A 19238-nucleotide genomic window follows, 5' to 3' on the forward strand; every position below is an offset into this window, starting at 1 on the left:
TAATTTTGTATTAAAGTAAAGTTGCTAAAACGTGAATTTGCCTTTTTCCTTCAATAAGCATCTTTCCACTTAGACCAGTCTTTAGCTTTGAAGTTGTATAACTCTTTGGCACAAACTACTTTCTTAAAATCATACTTTTCATGATTTATTGCTAATGGCTGTAACTCTTCATCAAGTAGCTGCCAGTCTTGTGGTGTCATCGTTTCTATCTGAGCATCTGCACCCAATGAAGCAATATTACCGCCCACATAAATAACCCCATCGTAGATAGAATCTGCCAGATTTTCTCCAACATTACCGCATATAATTAAGCATCCCTGTTGCATCATAAAAGCAGAACCATAGCCCGCATTTCCTGTGACAATTAGAGTACCGCCTTTGAGTGAAATTCCGGCTCGTGGCCCCGCATTTCCCAGTATGCAAACTTTACCGCCATGAGCAGAAGCAGCGGCGTTTGCGGAAGCATTGCCGTGAATTATAATATTTCCGGACATGAGATTTTCACCGACTGACCAGCCACAACCACCAAAAACTTCAATATCTACTTTTTCGCTCAATCCGCCGCAATAATAACCGACTGCACCTTGGAATTGAATTGCGATCGCCTGAGTAATCCCTACTGCTAGATTGTGCCTTCCAGCCGGGTTAATTACCTTTACCGAAGATATACCTTCAGATGCCAATGCTTTCAGTTTTTGATTGAGTTCGCGGGTAGTTAGATCGGTACAGTCTAAGACAGCTTGGTGTAGGATAGTTTGGTTATTCATTGTGGTGTTTTTCCTAGCGAATAGAATTCGCTGCTATACAGAATAAACCAGCCTGTATGGGTTAAATTATCATCCTCTTAAGTCCGCGTAGGCGGACTTTGTTTGTTCAGCCACGACTTCAATCGCCGGAGCTATTGGAACGTTCGATACAGACCAAATGTTGATTTCTCCTGCGTCTGGTTCTCTGATGGTGGCGCTGGGATCAAAAGTTGGTAGGTTCAAGAAGCAACGGTATTCTGAAGCGATCGCTATCATTTCTGGCGACTCGTAAATCACCGCTGGTTTTGCAGCAAATTTATCGCGCACGAGTGCAACTTTATCTGATGTGGAAATTAAAAATGTATAAGTTCCATCAATGTCGTTTAGCAGGCTATGGAGTGCAGTTTCTAAAGATTTGCCTTGTGTTAGATGGTAGTTGATGTAGTGCGCGATCGCTTCTGAATCATTGTGCGTCTCAAATACTACACCTTTACGCTCTAAAGCAAAACGCAATTTATAATAATTGGAAACTTGACCGTTGTGAACGATACACAAATCCTCTCCCGCTGCGAACGGATGAGAATGGTAGGTATCCACGACAGATTCTGTTGCCATGCGGGTATGTCCGATTGCATGACTTCCAGCAAATGTTTTTAAGTCATAGTTTTCAAACAAACTTTGGGCGGAACCAACTTGTTTATAAATCTCTAAAAATTGCCCATAACTCATCAAATGCACTTGAGGAAAACACGCGCATAATTGGTGTATCAATTCCTTTGAGTTAAAAATTTTACCTTCTAAAGTTACAAGCTTACCATTACCCATTGCCGTAAAACTTGCAACAACAAATAATTTGCCTAAAAGCTGCTTTATTTCTTCCCATTCTATCGCTTTTTCTGCCAGCAATACTATCTTAAGTTGATTGCTTTCTATGCTATTGCCATACAAACCCACGCCACAAGAATCTGGCCCTCTTGTCTCTAAAGGTTGAATCAGATTTAGTAAATCAGATCCGAGGTTCTTATAGAATTGCGGGTTGCGATAAATAATTCCAGCTATGCCACACAAAATTATTCCTCCAGAGTTCAAATTTAGTAGTGAATGCCTGTAAGTGTTTATAATAAACCTTTCAAATAATAATTTTGTATCTTAATTAACTTGTAGAACAATAATTCTGCAATAACCTTAAGGTGATGACTTATGTCTGAGACAGCCGACATTGTAGTTGTGGGTGGGGGCTGCATAGGTGCGGCGATCGCGCTGCATTTAGCCGAACGGAAAGCTGGAAAGATAATATTATTAGAAAAAAAGCAGCTTGCTAATGGCGCATCTGGCAAAGGTATTGGTATTATTCGCACGCATTATACCCACCCAATTTTAGCTGAATTATCCCACAGATCTCAGCAAGTATTTCATAATTTTAAAGAGCGATTTGGTGGGTATGATAGCGGTTTTAATCCCTGCGGTTACTATGTTTTGGTAAGCGAATCAGATGTAGAAACCCTAAAAACTGTTGTCAATATGCACCAGGATATGAATATTAAGGTAAGCCTGGTGGATTTAGCGGAAGTTCAGGCGCGGGTTCCTCAACTAAATCTTAGTGATGTTGCTGCTGTTGCTTACGAACCAAATTCTGGCTATGGAAATCCGCCTCAAACCACGTTAGCTTTTGCACGACGCGCCGCCGATTTAGGAGTAGAAATCCGTACAGAAACCCCGGTTTTAGAAGTTAAGTTAGATGCGGCTGCTAGAGTGCAAAGCGTTGTGACGCCAGCGGGTGAAATTATGACGCGATCGCTGGTAGATTGTGTTGGCCCTTGGGCTAAAAAGTTTGTAGAACATCTGGGATTAGAGTTTCCTGTTACTCCGATTGTTGAACACGTTGTAGTTGTTAAACGGCCAATTGAATTTGCCCAACCTCATCCAGTTATTTCCGATTTAGTTAATCTCTGCTACTCGCGTTCCGATGGAAATCAACCATTTACGCGGATAGGTAACTCCGATCCAAAATATCATCCCCAATTTAGGCTAGAAGATGCAGATGATTTTCACAAGCAATATTATCCCAATATTGCCGAAGACCTTTATCAAAAATTGACCCATAGGTTCCCCAGTTTGAAAGATGCGGAAATTGCGGAAAAATATTCTGGCATTTGGGGAATTACGCCAGATTATCAACCAATTATAGATAAGTTAGATGCTGTACCTGGATTTTATTGTGCGGTGGGTTTCAGCGGTCATGGTTACAAGCTGAGTCCTGTAATTGGAGATTTGATGAGTCAGTTTATTCTGGGGGAAACTAACGATTTTGTGGATAAGTTGAGGCTGTTCCGCCTTAATCGCTTCCAGGAAAACGATTTAGTTAAGCCCCCAGTGACTTATGGCAAAGCCAAAGGCTTGCGATAGATTGCGACTTCACAAACGCGGATCGACTGGTTCGCTTTCAAGGGCTAAAATGCCAAAAATACATTCGTGGACGCGGCGCAACGGTTGGTGCTGAACGAAACGTTCTAGTGCTTCAATTCCCAAGGCAAATTCGCGTAGTGCTAAGGATCTTTTGATGGATAAACCGCGCGATCGCAACCTTTCTAGATTCTCTTCAGCCGTGTATTCTGCACCATAGATAATCCGCAAATATTCCCTCCCGCGACACTTCACCGCAGGTTGCACTAACCCCTTGTGTTGACCAACAAAATCAAGCGGTTTCACTACCATTCCTTCACCACCGCGACTCGTCATTTCCTCCCACCATCTGATACCTTCATCCCCACTCGCTGCATCAGTAAACTCCACTACTTTGTAAGCTGTCGCCAGCATCAATGCTTCGTCAACGCGACAGATTTTCGCGAGTGTCTCCATGTGCCAAATGTGGTCTTTATCAATATGCACCGCACCCTCTGTTGCTAATAAATGAAACGGTGCTAGCTTCAAATCAGCTATAGAGTTAACTTGCCAACAATAACGCCGATAAGCTTCAACATATTGAGTCGCCATTTCTGCACGCTGCTGATAGTGAGAAACTGACGCATTAACATCAACTCCCCGCGATGCTGCTTTTTCTAAAACTGCTACAGCTTCAGAAAGTGACGCTTGAGATGCAGCACCAACGGCTGCATATTGCCGTTGCAGCAATTCTTGTGCTTTGGCTGACCAAGGCATCAATTCGCAGTCTAAAATAACCCAGCTAGTATTAAATTCCTCCCAAAAGTTAGCGGTTTCTAATGCTGTTTGTAATCTTGCCAGCAGTTCTATTTCTACTGCTGTATTATCGAAGAAACGCCGCCCGGTGCGAGTGTAGCAGATGCCAATTCCTTCACCGACAACGCCGAACCGCTTACGCGCTGTATCTTCATCGCGGCAAACGATAACAATAGCACGCGAACCCATGTGCTTTTCTTCGCATACGACTTTCGTAACACCCCGTTCTTTATAGTAGGAAAATGCTTCTGCTGGATGTTCTAATAAACCAGGTTCAAATGAGGTTGCACAGGGGGACATAGTAGGCGGCAAATAGATCAGCCACTTGGGATTAGCAGCAAATCTACTCATAATTTCTAGGGCAGCGATCGCATTCTCTTCCCTAATCATTATATTGTGCTGCAACCTAGTAGTAATTAACCGCTTGCCCACAACATCTTCAATATCTAAGACATCATCAAGCTGCTGCTGTGAAGTTAGCAAATGCGTGTTTCCTTGAGGAAACAACGGTTTAACTGATTCGCGATAAATCCGTGCTGCGGGGACAGAAACTAATTCTTTTTCCGGGTAACGCAACGCCGTCAGCTTGCCCCCATAAACGCAGCCAGTATCGATGTCAATTGTATTATTAAGCCACTGTGCTTCTGGAACTGGCGTGTGACCATAAACTACCATTGACTTGCCGCGATATTCAGATGCCCAGTTATAGCGAATTGGCAAACCAAATTCGTCGATTTCTCCTGTCGTTTCTCCATACAAAGCAAACTCGCGCACGCCGCGAGAACCGCGCCCTTGCATTGACTCTTTCATACCCGCGTGGGCAACAACAAGCTGACCTTCATCTAACACATAATGACTAACAAGAGTCTCGATAAAATCAGCGATTTCTCGTGAAAATGGTTCGCGAATATCATCTGCGATCGCATCAATTTCAGCTAAACTCTGTTCCAGCCCATATGTCACCTTGACGTTATTACCCCGCAACTTACGCATTAGCTTAATTTCGTGGTTCCCCGGCACGCACAAAGCAGTTCCCGCTTTGACCATGTTTCGCACTAGCTTCAACGTGTCTAAAATGCGCGGGCCTCTGTCTACTAAATCTCCCAAAAATACTGCTTTTCTTCCTTGTGGATGGCTGTATACAGGACTATTCCAAAAAGATTCATTATCAATTTTACCTGTTACTTCATAACCCAATTTTTGCAACAATGCTTCAAGTTCATCCCCGCATCCGTGAACATCGCCAATAATATCAAACGGGCCACGATCGTGCTTTTTGTTATTCCAAAGGGGTTGTATTTCAATAACAACTGAATCTACCTCTTCCGGCGAATCCACTACATAAACATGGTTATACCGAAATCCTTCCTTTTGTAGGCTACGCAACGAACGCCTCAAATTTTGGGAATGTCTGCGGACAACATGGGGGCCAAAGTTGCGATCGCTCCTATTTTTATTTCTCTCGTGGCATAATTGCTCTGGCATATTCAGCACAATAGCAACTGCAAAATAGTGATACTCACGCGCCAATTGCAATAGCGGTTTGCGATCCTCTGGCTGAACGTTCGTAGCATCAATTACCGTCAATTTCCCCGCTGCTAACCGCTTCGCTGCAATATAGCGAAGTACCTCGAAAGCGTCCTTACTTGCAGACTGGTTATTTTCATCATCAGAAACCAACCCTCGGCAAAAATCAGAGGATAATATCTCAGTCGGTCTAAAATGTTTCCGGGCAAAGCTAGACTTACCGGAACCAGAAGCACCAATGAGGATAACTAAAGATAATTCAGGAATTGTTATTTTCATCGTTTGTCCAATATGTTTTATCTTATTCTTATAACTATTTTTTATGATGCCATCCGGCCAGGGCAGAAGTGTGTTTGTTACTGCCATACTACACCCGACGTGCTGACCCGTTTCCAGATTAATAAATACCGCCTCCTTCTCCTGCGGCTTTAAATTAACAAACGCTGCTCTAAACGCCTTGCTCGAAAAAGTTAGCAGCGTGGTTCATTTCTATCTAAAACAAAAAAACCGCTCTCGTCAAATCCGCTTTGGATGTTGTTTTGACCACTCATCATGAATGTGCCTAAGATAAGGCGATCCCCCTTTCCTCGTTGGCAATGATAAGAGCGATCGCACCAGCCAATGTTCAAAAGCGATCGCTCTTACCTCTTCTCCAATTCAGGCACAAAAACTGACAAAGCTTTGGGAATAACCCTAAATCTCGCTGGGGTTGCCGTTGTTTTTTCCCCATCTGTATTAATTGCGTAAGGTCTGCGAGTAAATAACTGGATATCTTTACCTTCGATAATCCGCACACCTTTACCCGTTACAGATTTACCCCGCAGCGCAGGGGGTATCAGCGGTAGCATTTCCCACCAATGGCGAATTTCCAAGCTTTGCAAATCTAGCCTCTGGTCGTCTATAGTCGCATCATCCGCGATCGCCAACCCGCTACCGTAATATTTACCGTTAGCGACTGTAATCTGCAAGGTTTTCACCTCGATAGACTGGTTATCCCAATGGATGTCTACCCAAAACGGTCGCGCTGTCCATACTACCTGCACTGCTGTGGCAATATAAGCCAAAACTCCCCATCGCCGCTTCAATTTTTTGGAAACTCTACGGTTGACTTCTGCACTCAACCCCAGACTCGCAATATTGAAAAAATACTGGCCGTTCACCCATCCCAAATCAATGCGCTGAAGTCGACCATCGGCAATAATCTTACAAGCCTCTGGCAGAGATTGAGGAATTCCCAGAGTTCTGGCGAGATTGTTGGCGGTTCCTAATGGCAGAATCCCTACTGGTAAGTTTGTATCCAACAATCCGTCTACGGCAGCATTGACGCTGCCATCTCCACCGCCAACGATTACCAGATCGATGCGATCGCGGTATTGTCTAATTAGGTCAGGAAACTGCTTGGGGTTTTCACCAGACCCTTCTATAATTTCAAAACCCAACTGTTGCAATTGTTCAATTGCTTGCTTTCCCGCGTCGTAACCTCGTCGGGAATTAGGATTAACCAGTAGCAATCCTCTTTGTTTCATCCCCCGATCGCGATTCAAGGCAAGTCCTCAGCGGCGCGGTTTACAATCTAAACACGCGAATTATAACATCCCATATCCTCGCGGGCGTTCTGGTGACACCGATTTTTCTCTGATGGCTCGGTTTATTTACCTAATTTAATATAATAATTGCTTTATTTTGTCAACCCCCACAGATGGAATATTGGTATTTCCTGGCTTAAGCACTACACGGAGTAGTAATTACCGTACAAAACCGAAAAAACACTTGCCATAATGCACTAAGGTACGCTAGAAATGTAAATGATTGCTTCCGCGCAAACAACTCTTCAACGGTAGAACATAAGTTGCAGGAAGCGTTTCTAGTTAAATATTGGCAAAACTAATTTCTAATCTATGACTAAGCAGCAAGTTATTCACCCAATGGTGAAGTTGCAGCATCAAGTAGGTTCACTCGTCGCGTCCAAAATCATCAAACCTAGCGATCGCATTTGGAAAATAGCTCTGCTATACGGCGATGAATGGTCTTACTGGAAACAAGAACTGCTGGACTTTGGCTTCACCACACAAGACCCAATTAGCGAATTGCTAGCGGTTGAAGCTTGGGAAGATGAGGACTAAAGACAATCTGCCAAGGCCAGGGACAGTTCCTTGGCACTTTGGTAGCGATCGCGGGGTTTAGGCTCTGTCACTCGCTCAATTGCAGACCGCAATTGTGGCGTGACTGTGGGAATGCTTTCCACATCAAACCGATAGCTAGAACCCCGCTTGCGATAAAACTTCATTGGGTTATCGCCAGTTAGTAAGAAAATTAGCGTTGGGCCAATTGCATAAAGATCGGACTGAGTACAAGGCTGGCCCCGGTCTTGTTCGGGGGCGCTGTACCCCTCAGCACCGATACGAGTTCCAAGTGCAGTACCAATTTCTTTAACAGCTCCAAAATCCAGCACTACCACGCGATTGTCAACAGTGCGTACCAAAAGATTCGCAGGTTTAATATCGCGGTGGATGAGGGGCGGCTCTTGTTGGTGAATATAGTCCAACACATCGCAAGTTTGAATCATCCAAGCGATCGCCTGGGGGGGAGTACATGGCCCCCGCAGGTAAATGCGCTTTTCTAAATCCTGACCGTGGATCAGCTCCATCGCCAGGTATTTTTTTCCGCCCTCAACAAAGAAATCATAATACGTTGGTATTCCCGGATGGTGCAGCCCCTTGAGAATACGGGCTTCTCGTTCAAACAATTCTTGGGCTTTGGAAATTTGAGCCATGTCGGCATTCATTTCCTTTAATACCAGCAACTGGGAACGTCCGTTAATAGTTCCAACTTTATCCCAAGCCAGATAAGTCGTACCCATTCCTCCCTGTCCCAGCGTCCGCAGCACCTGATACTGGCGGATGAACCGCTGCACCTGAACTATGGGTTGCCCGCAGTGTATGCAGAACAGATTATTAGGGGGATTCCCAGAGTGCGTACACAACTCTTGTCGTTTTGAGTTTATTCCCTGCTGACCCCTTGGGGCAGGAGTTGGGTATTCGCGCTCTGTTGCATCTGGAGGGTGCGGGGGGTTTGTGCGTTGGGGTTGCCAAGAGACTCCAGCCTGTGGGCGATGCTGCCCTGTAGCGAGCTGGAATTTCAGCATCGGGCCGCCCCGCGCCAATTGAATCAGGGAATCATTGGATAGCAAACCCTGAGACACTAATATGCCATCGACAAAAGTGCCATTAGTGCCCTGATTAACCAGCTGCCACGAACTGTTGGAGTTGGAGTTACCCACTCGTTGCAGTTGCGCGTGATGCCGGGAAACGAGAGCATCGTTGAGAACAACATCATTATCCGGAGAGCGACCGATCCGAATCGTCGATTCACTCTCGAAATTCCACTGTTGTTGCGGAGTGAGCGCCTGCGGCTCTAGAAGGCTCAGCGTGACCACAGTTAAACACTAGAGACTAAAGGTAATAGGTAATAGGTAATGGGTAATAACTAATACTTAGTTCGTAGTCCTCAGACGTTTTACCAATGACAAGGACTAAGAACCAATGGCTAATAACCAATTACCAACAAAAACGAGGAACCGTTGAACAATGCACCCTTCAAAACATTTGAGGTTGATCCAGGTTTGGCCGCACCTTTGCCCGGACAATAACGGCTGTGATGTTATCGTGACCATTTTGCTGATTGGCTAGGTCAATTAATTGTGCCAGACCCTGATCCAGATTAGCTCTAGAACTGAGAAGTGGCAAAAGGTGAGTCTGCCAGCAGCTTTCTAGTAGGTCATGATCTGACATGCCATCGGAACACAGTACCAGCAGGGTATCTTCATTGAGTTCCAGAAACTGGACATCTGGATTAACAAACTGCTCATCTCGCGGACCAAGGGCTTGAGTCAGTTGATAGGCATCGGGACGGGAATAGGCGATCGCTGGTTCCACCCCCCGGCTTATTTCTCGCTGTCCCACCTCATGATCTACAGTTACTTGCTCCAGATTGCGTTTGCGACTAACTCGATACAGGCGAGAATCTCCCACATGGGCAACAGCTACCTTTGTATCCTGAACCAAAACAATTACCAGAGTCGTGCCCATACGTCCGCTACCAGAACGGGCGTTTTGTTGGTTCACATCGTAGATTGCCTTATTTGCTAAACGCACTGCTTCGCGGATAGTCTCTTCTTGGGGCATCTCGTCTTTCCAGTTAGCTTGAAAGAAGCGTCGCAGAGTTTCCACCGCCATGACGCTAGCCACTTCGCCACCCGCGTGTCCCCCCATACCATCGCAGAGAATATAGAGGCCACGAGCTTGGATGGTTCGACCCATGGGACTTTCCTGCTTCTGGCTAAAAGTCTGTATGCCAAAGTAGTCCTCATTGTGTTCCCGCATACGGCCAATATCGGTAGTGCCAGCGTCCTCAAGGCTGAGTAACTGCATGGGGAGAATTATGGTTTCAATATCATCTCCTTCACTCAGGTCACTGCCTTTGAATTCTAAATTGGCTTGCGTGACAGCATAGTCAGGCTGAGTTAATGTATCGTTCATCAGTCCTATTTCCTTGCTAGCGGACTCTTGGTTGGCTTGCAGTTCGCTGGCGATCGCTTCTAGGCGATCGCGCAGTTGCTCCATCGTCACTATCCCGCCCTGTCGTAAGTCCCGGCACAATTCATCTACCGAACCAAACTGCGTCCGCTGAGACTGGCTGAATAACACCTGCCACATTTGCCCTAAATCGCTTAGTTTAGCTTGAGCCTCGTCCCGTTCTCGATACAGTGCGACAAGGCATATTTTCTGGTCTTCATCCAATCTTAAATTTTCTCTCAAAAGCAGACTTTGACGGCACTTCCAAGGTTCTAGCGCTGCCCACAGTTTGGCCATCTCGCCCAGCCAGTACAACATCTGGAATGGCGGTACCTCGTCCTTTCCCCACAGGTCGGCGAGCAACTGCCATTCCAGTCGGTCTTCAAGTAGCACGATAGCGTCCCCATCCTGCTGCCATGCATCGTGGATTTTTGGTATGGCCGGGGACATCTGCTCTTGTAAGGCCAAATATGGTTGGGCAGGCGCTGGTATGGCTATGGCCTTCCAGGAGTCTGAATTAAGCAGATCTGACGTTAGAGCATGGGGGCGACCCCCTGAAGTACTTGATTGCTGATCCATAAGCGCTTCTAAAGGAGACTTTTGATACGGTTGACAGTCTAAAACTCTCACCAGCGCAGGCTCGTTTAAAGCAGTCTCCACACCTTCGCCCTCTGAGGGTATGGATTTTACGGATGATAGCAGTCGATAACGTTGCTGGGGGTCTAAATAAGAATTCTCTGATGCGATCGCAGCTACTGGGCTAGGAGCATTGTTGGGCGTCTCGGATGGCATATCGCTACTTCCACTTTTGCCCTCAATGTCGTCTTGGGGAAGAATTGCCAAAGACCCGATTAATCCGGCGTCTGGCGTCGCTGATTGCACAGAAGCGGGATCTGCTGCGATCGCGCGATCGCTCGACTCTGTACCAGATAACTCCTGAACCTGGGTTTTCCCAGCCATTGCTGGGTTTTCCGCTTCGATAATAGATGGATTTATATTTGAACTTGCCGTCGTTAAAGTGCTTTCCGCCTCATTTGTCGCGCTGACTTGCGCCCCTATGTCAGTGGTTTCTATGTTTGAAGATGCAGCTTGCGTGAAGCTTGCTGCTGCATCTAGAGGGGCTTCTTCTGCATTGCCCTCTGTCGGCGAGACAGGATTACTCGGCGTCTCTACAAGACTTGGTGCTGGCGGGGCAGATGCAGCCACAGCCGCTTCTTTGAGTTGCCAATCAGGGATATTTAAGATTGCAGCCAACCGCACCGTTCCCGCGATCGCACCACAATTTTGACAATGTTCTTCACTGAAGGCAACCCCGCTGCCGCATTGGCCACAGATTTTGTGGCTTAGGGAAGTTCCACATTTTTGACAAAACTTGTTGGTATTCGGGTTTTCAAACTGACACTGGGGACAGACAAGCATAATGGAACTTCCTCAATTGTCATCAAATTCGTGTGCGCCGGATATAACGGACTTTGGGATCTAGTTTGCCACGATTAGATAGGTGGTTGCACCAAACTATCGTCATATTGGTAATTGGTCATCGCTCGTTAGTTTTCCTCCCTCCCAACGGCCAAATCACAAATTTTAAAGTAGTTGCAATTCAGCAGGTGTTAGATCGCGCCACTGACCAGGTTCTAAGCCAGACAACTGTAGGTGAGCGATCGCTACCCTCACCAGTCGCAGCGTCGGGAAACCCACCGCCGCCGTCATCCGCCGCACCTGTCGGTTCTTGCCTTCAAAAAGCGTCATTTCTAGCCATGCTGTCGGCACAGTCTTGCGAAATCTAATCGGCGGATCGCGGGGCGGTAGCAGTGGTTCTGGCAACAACTTTACCTTTGCTGGCCGCGTCTTGTAATTTTCGATAACCACACCTTGTTGCAGTTTGTTAATAGCAACAGTATCGGGAATGTTCTCCACCTGCACCCAGTATGTGCGGGAATGTCCAAATCTCGGATCGCTCAGACGGTGTTGCATTTGGCCGTTGTTAGTCAACAGCAACAGACCCTCACTATCCCAGTCTAGCCGCCCAACTGGGTAAACAGAGGGAACTGGGATATAGTCCTTGAGCGTGCGGCGTTTTTTCTCAGTTTGGCTATTGTCGGTAAACTGCGACAAAACGCCATAAGGCTTGTAAAACAGGATATAGCGATACACAATGCAACTTGTTCATGGTTCATAGTTCATGGTTCATGGTTCATCGTTTAGAATCTCTCGGCAATTAATAATGAGCAATGAACCCTGACCAATGACAGCTTAGTTAATTTTGACGCGGAAACGGACAAAACCAAAGTTTGCACCAGATGTGTTAGAAAGTGTTTCCAGATTTACTAGGGCAGAACCATCAGGATTGTTAGGACTGGGGCAGACATTACTAGCAAATTTTCCAGACGGTGGGACTAGGCTGGAGAAAAATGCTCCCTCATCTGTATCCGGTAAATTTGTCAGCGATCGCGCCGAACCAGCCAGATTAAGCCTTATTCCACTACCTGACCCAAAACTATCAGGTATAAAGGTTGTCTGGGGTGGAATTGGATCGCAGAATTTTAAGTTGTCGATGGGGGCAGCGCCATCCGAGAGAAAATAGATCGTGTACTCTATCTCGTCACCGCTTTGTAGAGGCGCCGAAATATTAGGAACTCCTAACAGTAAGTTAGCAGGCCAGCCAGTTGCTGTGTCATTGGTGGGATCTGCTGAAATAAAGCTATTGAAGTTAACGCCGCTGATGGCCGTACCATTTCTAGTTACATTTGTAATTCTCTTCACCAGACGCAGACGCGGTGAGGTGCCAGGTAGACTTGTGATAACTGCCGCAGTTGTAGCAGTACCGTCGTTATTGCTTGGGTCGGGGTCTGGGGTATCAGAAGTATTGGAAGCAATATTAGTGTAGGTACCGTTCGTAGGTAGGGTGACTGTAACAGTACGAGTAACGCGATCGCCTCTGTTTAAGGTAATTGCAGGCCATGTCACCACGCCAGGGGCAAACGTACCGCCATCACTTGCACTAACAAAAGTTGCACCACTGGCAATCAAGTCGCGGATGACTACATTCGTCGCAGTATCGGGGCCGTTGTTAACAGTAGTGATAGTGTAAGTGACTGTGGCTGGAGCTTGTTCATTGCCAGTTGAACCAGATTTGGTAGTAGCAACATCAGCTTGCGTTGCACTAGGAACAACTGTAGTGACTCTGGCTGTTGGCAGACTACCGTTGTTATTACTGGGAGTCGGGTCTGGACTATCAGAAGTGTTGGAAGCCGTGTTGGTATAACTGCCGTTGACAGGTAGGCTCACTGTAATGGTGCGAGTGACGCGATCGCCTTTTCTAATCGTATTAATAGCAGGCCAAGTCACGACACCGTTGGCAAATGTACCGCCGTCACTCGCACTAACAAAAGTAGATCCGGCGGCAATTTGGTCGCGGATGACTACATTTGTGGCGTCGTTGGGGCCGTTGTTAATAGTAACGATTCTGTAAGTGACGTTGCTGGGAGCAGATGCAAGGCCAGTAGGGCCAGATTTGAGCGTCACAAGATCGGCTGGATTTCCGCTAGCAACAATGGTTGTAACTTGAGCATTAGCAGAAGTTCCGTTGTTGTTGCTTGTATTGGGGTCGAAGGAATCAGAGGTATTAGAAGCACTGTTGGTATAACTGCCGTTGGCGGGTAGGGTGACGGTAATGGTGCGAGTGACACTTTGACCGTTGTTAAGAGTAATAGCAGGCCAACTTACTACACCGTTAGCGAACGTACCGCCGTCGCTGGCGCTGACAAAATTTGCACCACTGGCGATCGCATCGCGGATGACTACATTTGTGGCAGCATCCAGCCCGTTATTAGTTGTAGTAATAGTGTAAGTAACGTTGCCTGGAGTACCCAGGCTAGTTACCCCAGTTTTGCTAGTTAAGATATCGGCTGAGTTTCCACTAGGAACAAGAGTAGTAACTTGGGCTGCTGGCAGACTACCGTTGTTGTTACCTGGGGTGGGGTCTGGTGTATCAGAGGTGTTGGAAGATGTGTTGGTATAACTGCCGTTGACGGGTAGGTTGACTGTAATCGTGCGAGTGACAGTTTGACCGTTGTTGAGGTTAACAGCAGGCCAACTTACTACACCGTTAGCGAACGTACCGCCGTCGCTGGCGCTGACAAAAGTTGCACCGGAGGCAATTTGGTCGCGGATGACTACATTCGTGGCATCGTTGGGGCCGTTGTTAGTCGTCGCGATCGTATAGCTGACTTCGCCTGGTGCAGGACGCCCAGTAGGGCCTGATTTAGTGGTGACAATATCGGCGGAAGTTGTACTGGGAACAACTGTAGTAACGCTGGCTGCTGGATCTGTACCGTTGTTGTTGCCTGGGGTGGGGTCTGGTGTATCAGAGGTGTTGGAAGATGTGTTGGTATAGCTGCCGTTGACGGGTAGGGTGACTGTAATGGTGCGAGTAGCAGTTTGACCGTTGTTGACGGTAACAGCAGGCCAAGTCACTACACCGTTAGCGAACGTCCCGCCATCGCTTGCACTCACAAAAGTAGCACCTGCGGCAATTTGATCGCGGATAACTACATTTGTGGCATCACCAGGGCCGTTGTTAGTCGTCGCGATCGTGTAGGTGGCGTTACCTGGAGCCGCAGGAAGGCCAGCAGGGCCGGATTTGCGAGTGACGATATCGGCGGCTGAGGCTGTACCTGGGACTTGGGTGGTAAATGGGGATTGATTGTCGTTGGGGGTAGGATCTTGGGTATCAGAGGTGACGGAAGCTGTGTTGGTGTAAGTGCCGTTGGCGGGTAGGCTCACTGTAACAGTGCGAGTTACAGCAGGATTGTTTGCATCCGTAGGGTTAATGGTAATAGCAGGCCACGTTACTACGCCGTTGGCGAACGTCCCGCCATCACTTGCACTAACAAAAGTAGCACCAGCAGCAATTTGGTCGCGGATGATTGCATTTGTGGCAGCACCAGGGCCTTTATTAGTTATGGTGATGGTGTAAGTGACGTTGCCTGGTGCAGGGGAATTAGCAAGGCCGGATTTACTAGCGGCCAGATCTGCTGAAGCAGGAACAACTGTAGTGGTAACGGTGCTTGTGGTACTGGGGCTTGTATTCTGTAGACCCCCTGGCAGCACGATATTGGCAGTATTTGTTATTGTCCCGGAAGCTGATGGACTTACCGTACCAGTGATGGCCAGCGTTATGCTCTGCCCTGGTGCTAAGTTTAGCCCCGTCCACTCACCTGTGGCGGGGTCGTAGGTTCCCGCTGGCCCTGGCGTGCCACTTGTAGTATAAGTTGGGCTAACTACCGAGCCTGGGGGGTTTATGGCGTCTGGCACCGTCACGCCTGTTAGGGTACAACCAAATTGGCGGTTTGCGGGATTGTAAACTTGGTCGTTTGTGACGGTGATGTTATAAGTAATGGGGCTGCCCGCAGGCACTGAAGATGGCCCAGTTTTCCCGACTCCCGCGCCAGCAACGGTTGGTTGCGGTAGGGTAGCAAAGTCACTGATGTTTGTAGCGTTACCGGGAGCAACTTGCGTGCCGACTCCAGTGTTAGGGTCGATCCTAACAAGGCCATTAGTACTACCAGTAGCATAAAGGTTTCCATCTTGACCAAAGGCTAGCGCACCTAGCTGGAAAGTAGCAGCTAGACCTGTTGTGCCCCCCACTAAGGTCGAACCAGTAACGTCCCCCGCCGGGTTCAAAGTTACTCTGTAAAGACTGGCCGGGCCTCCATTGGTTACATAAAATGTCTGGCCGCTGGGGTCAGTAGGGTCAAAAGCCAAATCCCCGCTACCAGCGGCCAATCCGCTAATTGTCCCCCTTGCGGTGGCAACGCCAGTTGTTGTATTAATTGTGTAGATAGCTGTGGGAGTTCCAGCAACACTACTACCCATAGCGTAGATTAGACCACTGGGACTTAAGCCAAGTCGAAAGAAGCCACCTGCTGGCCCACCAACGATCGGCCCGACGATGGTGTTGGTTGCAGTAGCTGGGTTCCAATACGCCAGCCTGTATGTCGTTGATCCAGCAGCAGCATTTTCTACATAATAAATAAAACCCGTGCTTTGCTCTCTGGCAAGAGTGACAGTGGTAAATGAAAGATTTCCCACCACATTGGTGGCTCGGGTCGAAGTATTCATAACATAGATATTTGTATCGGTGCCACCACCGGAGCCATACAGGAGGTTGACGAAGCAGGTGTTGGCGGCATCGGCTCTTTGAGGTAGCGACATAACACTCAACACTGTCAACAGTGGCACTACTGATATTTGCCAGCGTATTTGCAAGTACGCTAGGTTAATTAGCCAGCGTTTGAATTTTTTGAAGTTACTTATATTTTTCTTTTCAGTACGCTCTAAACGACGTTGTTTCGATTTACCTAAGTACGAATTATTGAAGTTATACACAGTTGGTAGATGTTTAGGAAACAATTTAATGGCTTGCTTCTTAAATATTTATGTGGAGAGCCTAGAATTAATAAATATTTAGCTTAAATTTAATCTTTTCTTTATAAGAATGGAAACCCCCTTTGCTTAAATCTCTAAGGCTAACTAGCATTATCATGTCAGCTAAATATATATTGTAAGACCTTAGTCAAACAAAGAATTTTATTTTTTATTTCATAATGCCTTTTAACCTAACTTTGCTAGACTGTCTAGGTACTAGGTATTAGTAATGCAACAAATTTTCATGAGCGTCTTTTTCAGGGCGATCGCGTATCAATACTTATAGGTAACGTTCACATCCCTCTAGTCGCCTTTTTAAGTGGGAGAAAATACTTAAAGCCCCTAATTTATCCCCGTTGCGGGGAGTTACAAGGGGTAAACAATAGTAGCCTAAAAGTAGGCGATCGCGTAAATTCCCATGTCAGCTTCTTTGTCCTCGAAGAAGCTACCAATGTTTTGTAGTCCACAGAAAAATTAATTTTTAGATAAATGACGAATAAATAAAAACTCATTCATCATTTATACTTAAAAATTTCTACCTCTCCAGTTGTAAATCTTCTTCTTGCACGATCAACTCGATACCTCTGGCGTCTGAGAAGATAAACTCAACCCGCCTGTCTCGCGCATAATCCAATCGAGTATTACCTTCAGTACGACGTAGGGATTCACCGAATGCCCTTATCCTCATTCTCTCAGGTGCAATACCCTGCCTTCTTAAATAATTTCGCGCCGCGATCGCCCGCCGATTTGATAAATTCAAGTTGTAAGCATTGCTAGCACGCGGATCTGTATGTCCTTGAAGTTCTACAACTATAGTCGGCTGTTCTCGCAATACCGTAGCAATCCGATCTAGAACTTGGGCACTTTCTGGACTAATAATGTCTTTGTCTAAGGCAAAGTGGACATTTGTCGGTACTTGAATGCGGATGGGCGTTGGAGGTATTTCTGGTGGCGTTGGTTCGATTGGTGGTTCTGGTGGAGGTGGCGCACTGGTGCATTTGGGTATCTCTGGTGGCGTTCGGTTTTCTAGCTGCGGCTGGGTTCCATCGTTAGATAAAATTGCGGCATTTATAGCGGGTTCAGATGTTCCGTATTTTGGGTTAGAAGCGATCGCGCTTACTCTTTCCCCCGCCTGCAACTTATCAACCGTTGCGCTAAATTTCCCCTTTTCATCTGCCTCAACTGTCGTCAAAACTTCTCTCAAATCGCCATACGCAGATCGATTAGGTATTAAAGATCCAGCATTGGCATTTAAAGAATTTTCTGCTCCCAACCCTCTGCCCGCGATCGCTTGTTGTACCCGATAAATTTCTATGCGGGAACCCGGATCGGCTTTACCAATGACAGTAGTTTTATTGCCCAAAACAAAAAACTCTTTACTGATAAATTCCGGCGCATTAATAGATGCGTTTCCAGTATCTTTTCTGCGGTTGCGGGAATTCCGTTCAGGATTGGGGCCATCTCCTCGTTGAAAGTCAGTAACATCTGTACCGCTTTGCGTTACTAAGTCTATACTCAGCCCATCAATATTATTAAAACGGTTGCCGGAAATTATGTTGCGATCGCTCTTTGGATACGAAGCTACTGCTACACCCGCACCCACTTGATGGCTGATATCATTCTCTACAACCTGGTGTTCGTTTCCCATCAAATACACCGCTGCTCGCTGTAACCGACGACTGTTAAACTTAATTTGGTTACTGCGAATAGATACTGCCCCATCTGGCTTAAATAAATACACTCCACTGCCATCGTTACCGCATATCAAATTACCGCTAATTTGCGTTTTATCGACCGCACCTTCTAGTCGAATTGCATCTGGCATCCCCGCTATTCCATTACCTACAATAAGGTTTTCGCTAACTTGCATACTGTTAGCATTAACCCCAGTAATAATAGCGCTACCATCGTGGTTAGAAATCCGGTTGCGGCGAATATTTGTGCCCAAACTGTTAAATACAGAAACGCCAAAAGCAGAAGTAGTTTGCGGCACGCTCTCATCAGGCAAAATGCCCAACCAGTTATTTTCAATTACTACATCTCTGGGCGGTGTTTCTCCCCGCTTATTTAACTCAATTCCCAAGCTTCTAGCAGCAGCTAAATTATTCCCAAAATAGGAATAATGTATGTAATTTTCTGATGCGGTGCCGATAAAAATATCGGCTGGTGGAGTAGTAGCAGTGGCGCGAAGATTTGATGTGAAACCATACAAGGCTAAACCGCGAACGGTGACACCATCTGCCGCTATACTTAGACCGCGAAACACTTCGCGATCGCTTTGGGGTGTTAATTGCACAACTGGAATTGGAATCGCAATTTCAGCAGTTGCAGATTTTGTAGCGTCATACCCCTGCTGAGTCGTGCCATCTACTAATACTGGCACGCTGAGGGGTGGCAATGCTTGTGTCAGCCGGATGGTAGTTTGTTCAGCAGGGAGATTAAACGCAATTTCCGATTTATTTGCTGGGGAGATTTGTGCTTTTTCAGCCGGACTAAGTTGGTCTTGGGAGATAGTGCCATTAACTAGAGCGATCGCTTCTCTTAAAGTCAGACCATCATCCGCCTTAATTACCCCATCCTGGTTGCTATTCACCACAACTCTCAGAGGTGTAATTGCACTTTGAGCCAGAGACAGTGCGCTACCACCTGAAGTTATTACTAGAAGCGCTGATGTAGAAATAGAGAAATAGTTAGTAAAGCGCATATTCACTCATGAATGGATGAAATGATGAATAATGAATGGTAAATGATGAATTATGAATAA

Annotated in this window: 11 protein-coding genes; 2 read left to right on the plus strand and 9 right to left on the minus strand. The window is 46.5% G+C overall.

Annotation, left to right across the window (positions count from 1 at the left end):
- Positions 1–50: 50 nt before the first annotated feature.
- Positions 51–767, minus strand: coding sequence for a GltB/FmdC/FwdC-like GXGXG domain-containing protein (locus H6F77_RS16700; RefSeq protein WP_190489679.1), 717 nt, complete (start codon positions 765–767; stop codon positions 51–53).
- A gap of 69 nt (positions 768–836) precedes the next feature.
- Positions 837–1814: a class II glutamine amidotransferase domain-containing protein gene (locus H6F77_RS16705; RefSeq protein ID WP_190489680.1), complete on the minus strand. Its 978-nt coding sequence runs from the start codon at positions 1812–1814 to the stop codon at positions 837–839.
- A gap of 132 nt (positions 1815–1946) precedes the next feature.
- On the opposite strand from H6F77_RS16705, the gene H6F77_RS16710 reads away from it, so the two are divergent.
- A complete protein-coding gene (locus H6F77_RS16710) occupies positions 1947–3152 on the plus strand; it encodes an NAD(P)/FAD-dependent oxidoreductase (RefSeq protein WP_190489681.1) in 1206 nt (401 codons plus the stop codon).
- Between the two features lie 9 nt (positions 3153–3161).
- Here the strand turns inward: H6F77_RS16710 and H6F77_RS16715 are convergent, their stop codons facing one another.
- Positions 3162–5750, minus strand: coding sequence for a polynucleotide kinase-phosphatase (locus H6F77_RS16715; RefSeq protein WP_190489682.1), 2589 nt, complete (start codon positions 5748–5750; stop codon positions 3162–3164).
- Positions 5751–6112: 362 nt separating this feature from the next.
- A complete protein-coding gene (locus tag H6F77_RS16720) occupies positions 6113–7015 on the minus strand; it encodes a lipid kinase (RefSeq protein ID WP_375335946.1) in 903 nt (300 codons plus the stop codon).
- A 354-nt stretch (positions 7016–7369) separates the two neighbouring features.
- Between H6F77_RS16720 and H6F77_RS16725 the strand changes: the two genes are divergently transcribed.
- On the plus strand, positions 7370–7594 hold the full coding sequence (locus H6F77_RS16725; RefSeq protein ID WP_190489683.1) for a DUF4327 family protein: 225 nt from the start codon (positions 7370–7372) through the stop codon (positions 7592–7594).
- Here the strand turns inward: H6F77_RS16725 and H6F77_RS16730 are convergent.
- The 5 genes from H6F77_RS16730 to H6F77_RS16750 form a co-directional block, all read right to left on the minus strand.
- Complete coding sequence (locus H6F77_RS16730; protein ID WP_190489684.1) at positions 7591–8907, minus strand: protein kinase domain-containing protein; 1317 nt, start codon at positions 8905–8907, stop codon at positions 7591–7593. The genes H6F77_RS16725 and H6F77_RS16730 overlap by 4 nt on opposite strands.
- A gap of 160 nt (positions 8908–9067) precedes the next feature.
- A complete protein-coding gene (locus H6F77_RS16735) occupies positions 9068–11464 on the minus strand; it encodes a serine/threonine phosphatase (protein ID WP_190489685.1) in 2397 nt (798 codons plus the stop codon).
- 165 nt (positions 11465–11629) lie between these two features.
- Positions 11630–12202, minus strand: coding sequence for a pseudouridine synthase (locus H6F77_RS16740; RefSeq protein ID WP_190489749.1), 573 nt, complete (start codon positions 12200–12202; stop codon positions 11630–11632).
- A gap of 96 nt (positions 12203–12298) precedes the next feature.
- Positions 12299–16288 (minus strand): beta strand repeat-containing protein, encoded by a 3990-nt coding sequence (locus tag H6F77_RS16745; RefSeq protein ID WP_206753475.1) that lies wholly within the window; start codon positions 16286–16288, stop codon positions 12299–12301.
- 721 nt (positions 16289–17009) lie between these two features.
- Entirely contained in the window at positions 17010–19178 is a 2169-nt protein-coding gene (locus tag H6F77_RS16750; RefSeq protein ID WP_190489687.1) for an OmpA family protein, read from the minus strand.
- Positions 19179–19238: the final 60 nt, after the last annotated feature.

This window comes from Microcoleus sp. FACHB-831 (assembly GCF_014695585.1).
GTDB lineage: Bacteria > Cyanobacteriota > Cyanobacteriia > Cyanobacteriales > FACHB-T130 > FACHB-831.

Bases quoted from the DNA above. Each gene is read 5' to 3' on its own strand.
- H6F77_RS16750 (WP_190489687.1), bottom strand. From the start codon at position 19,178: ATGCGCTTTACTAACTATTTCTCTATTTCTACATCAGCGCTTCTAGTA.
- H6F77_RS16735 (WP_190489685.1), bottom strand. From the start codon at position 11,464: ATGCTTGTCTGTCCCCAGTGTCAGTTTGAAAACCCGAATACCAACAAG.
- H6F77_RS16715 (WP_190489682.1), bottom strand. From the start codon at position 5,750: ATGAAAATAACAATTCCTGAATTATCTTTAGTTATCCTCATTGGTGCT.
- H6F77_RS16710 (WP_190489681.1), top strand. From the start codon at position 1,947: ATGTCTGAGACAGCCGACATTGTAGTTGTGGGTGGGGGCTGCATAGGT.
- H6F77_RS16725 (WP_190489683.1), top strand. From the start codon at position 7,370: ATGACTAAGCAGCAAGTTATTCACCCAATGGTGAAGTTGCAGCATCAA.
- H6F77_RS16700 (WP_190489679.1), bottom strand. From the start codon at position 767: ATGAATAACCAAACTATCCTACACCAAGCTGTCTTAGACTGTACCGAT.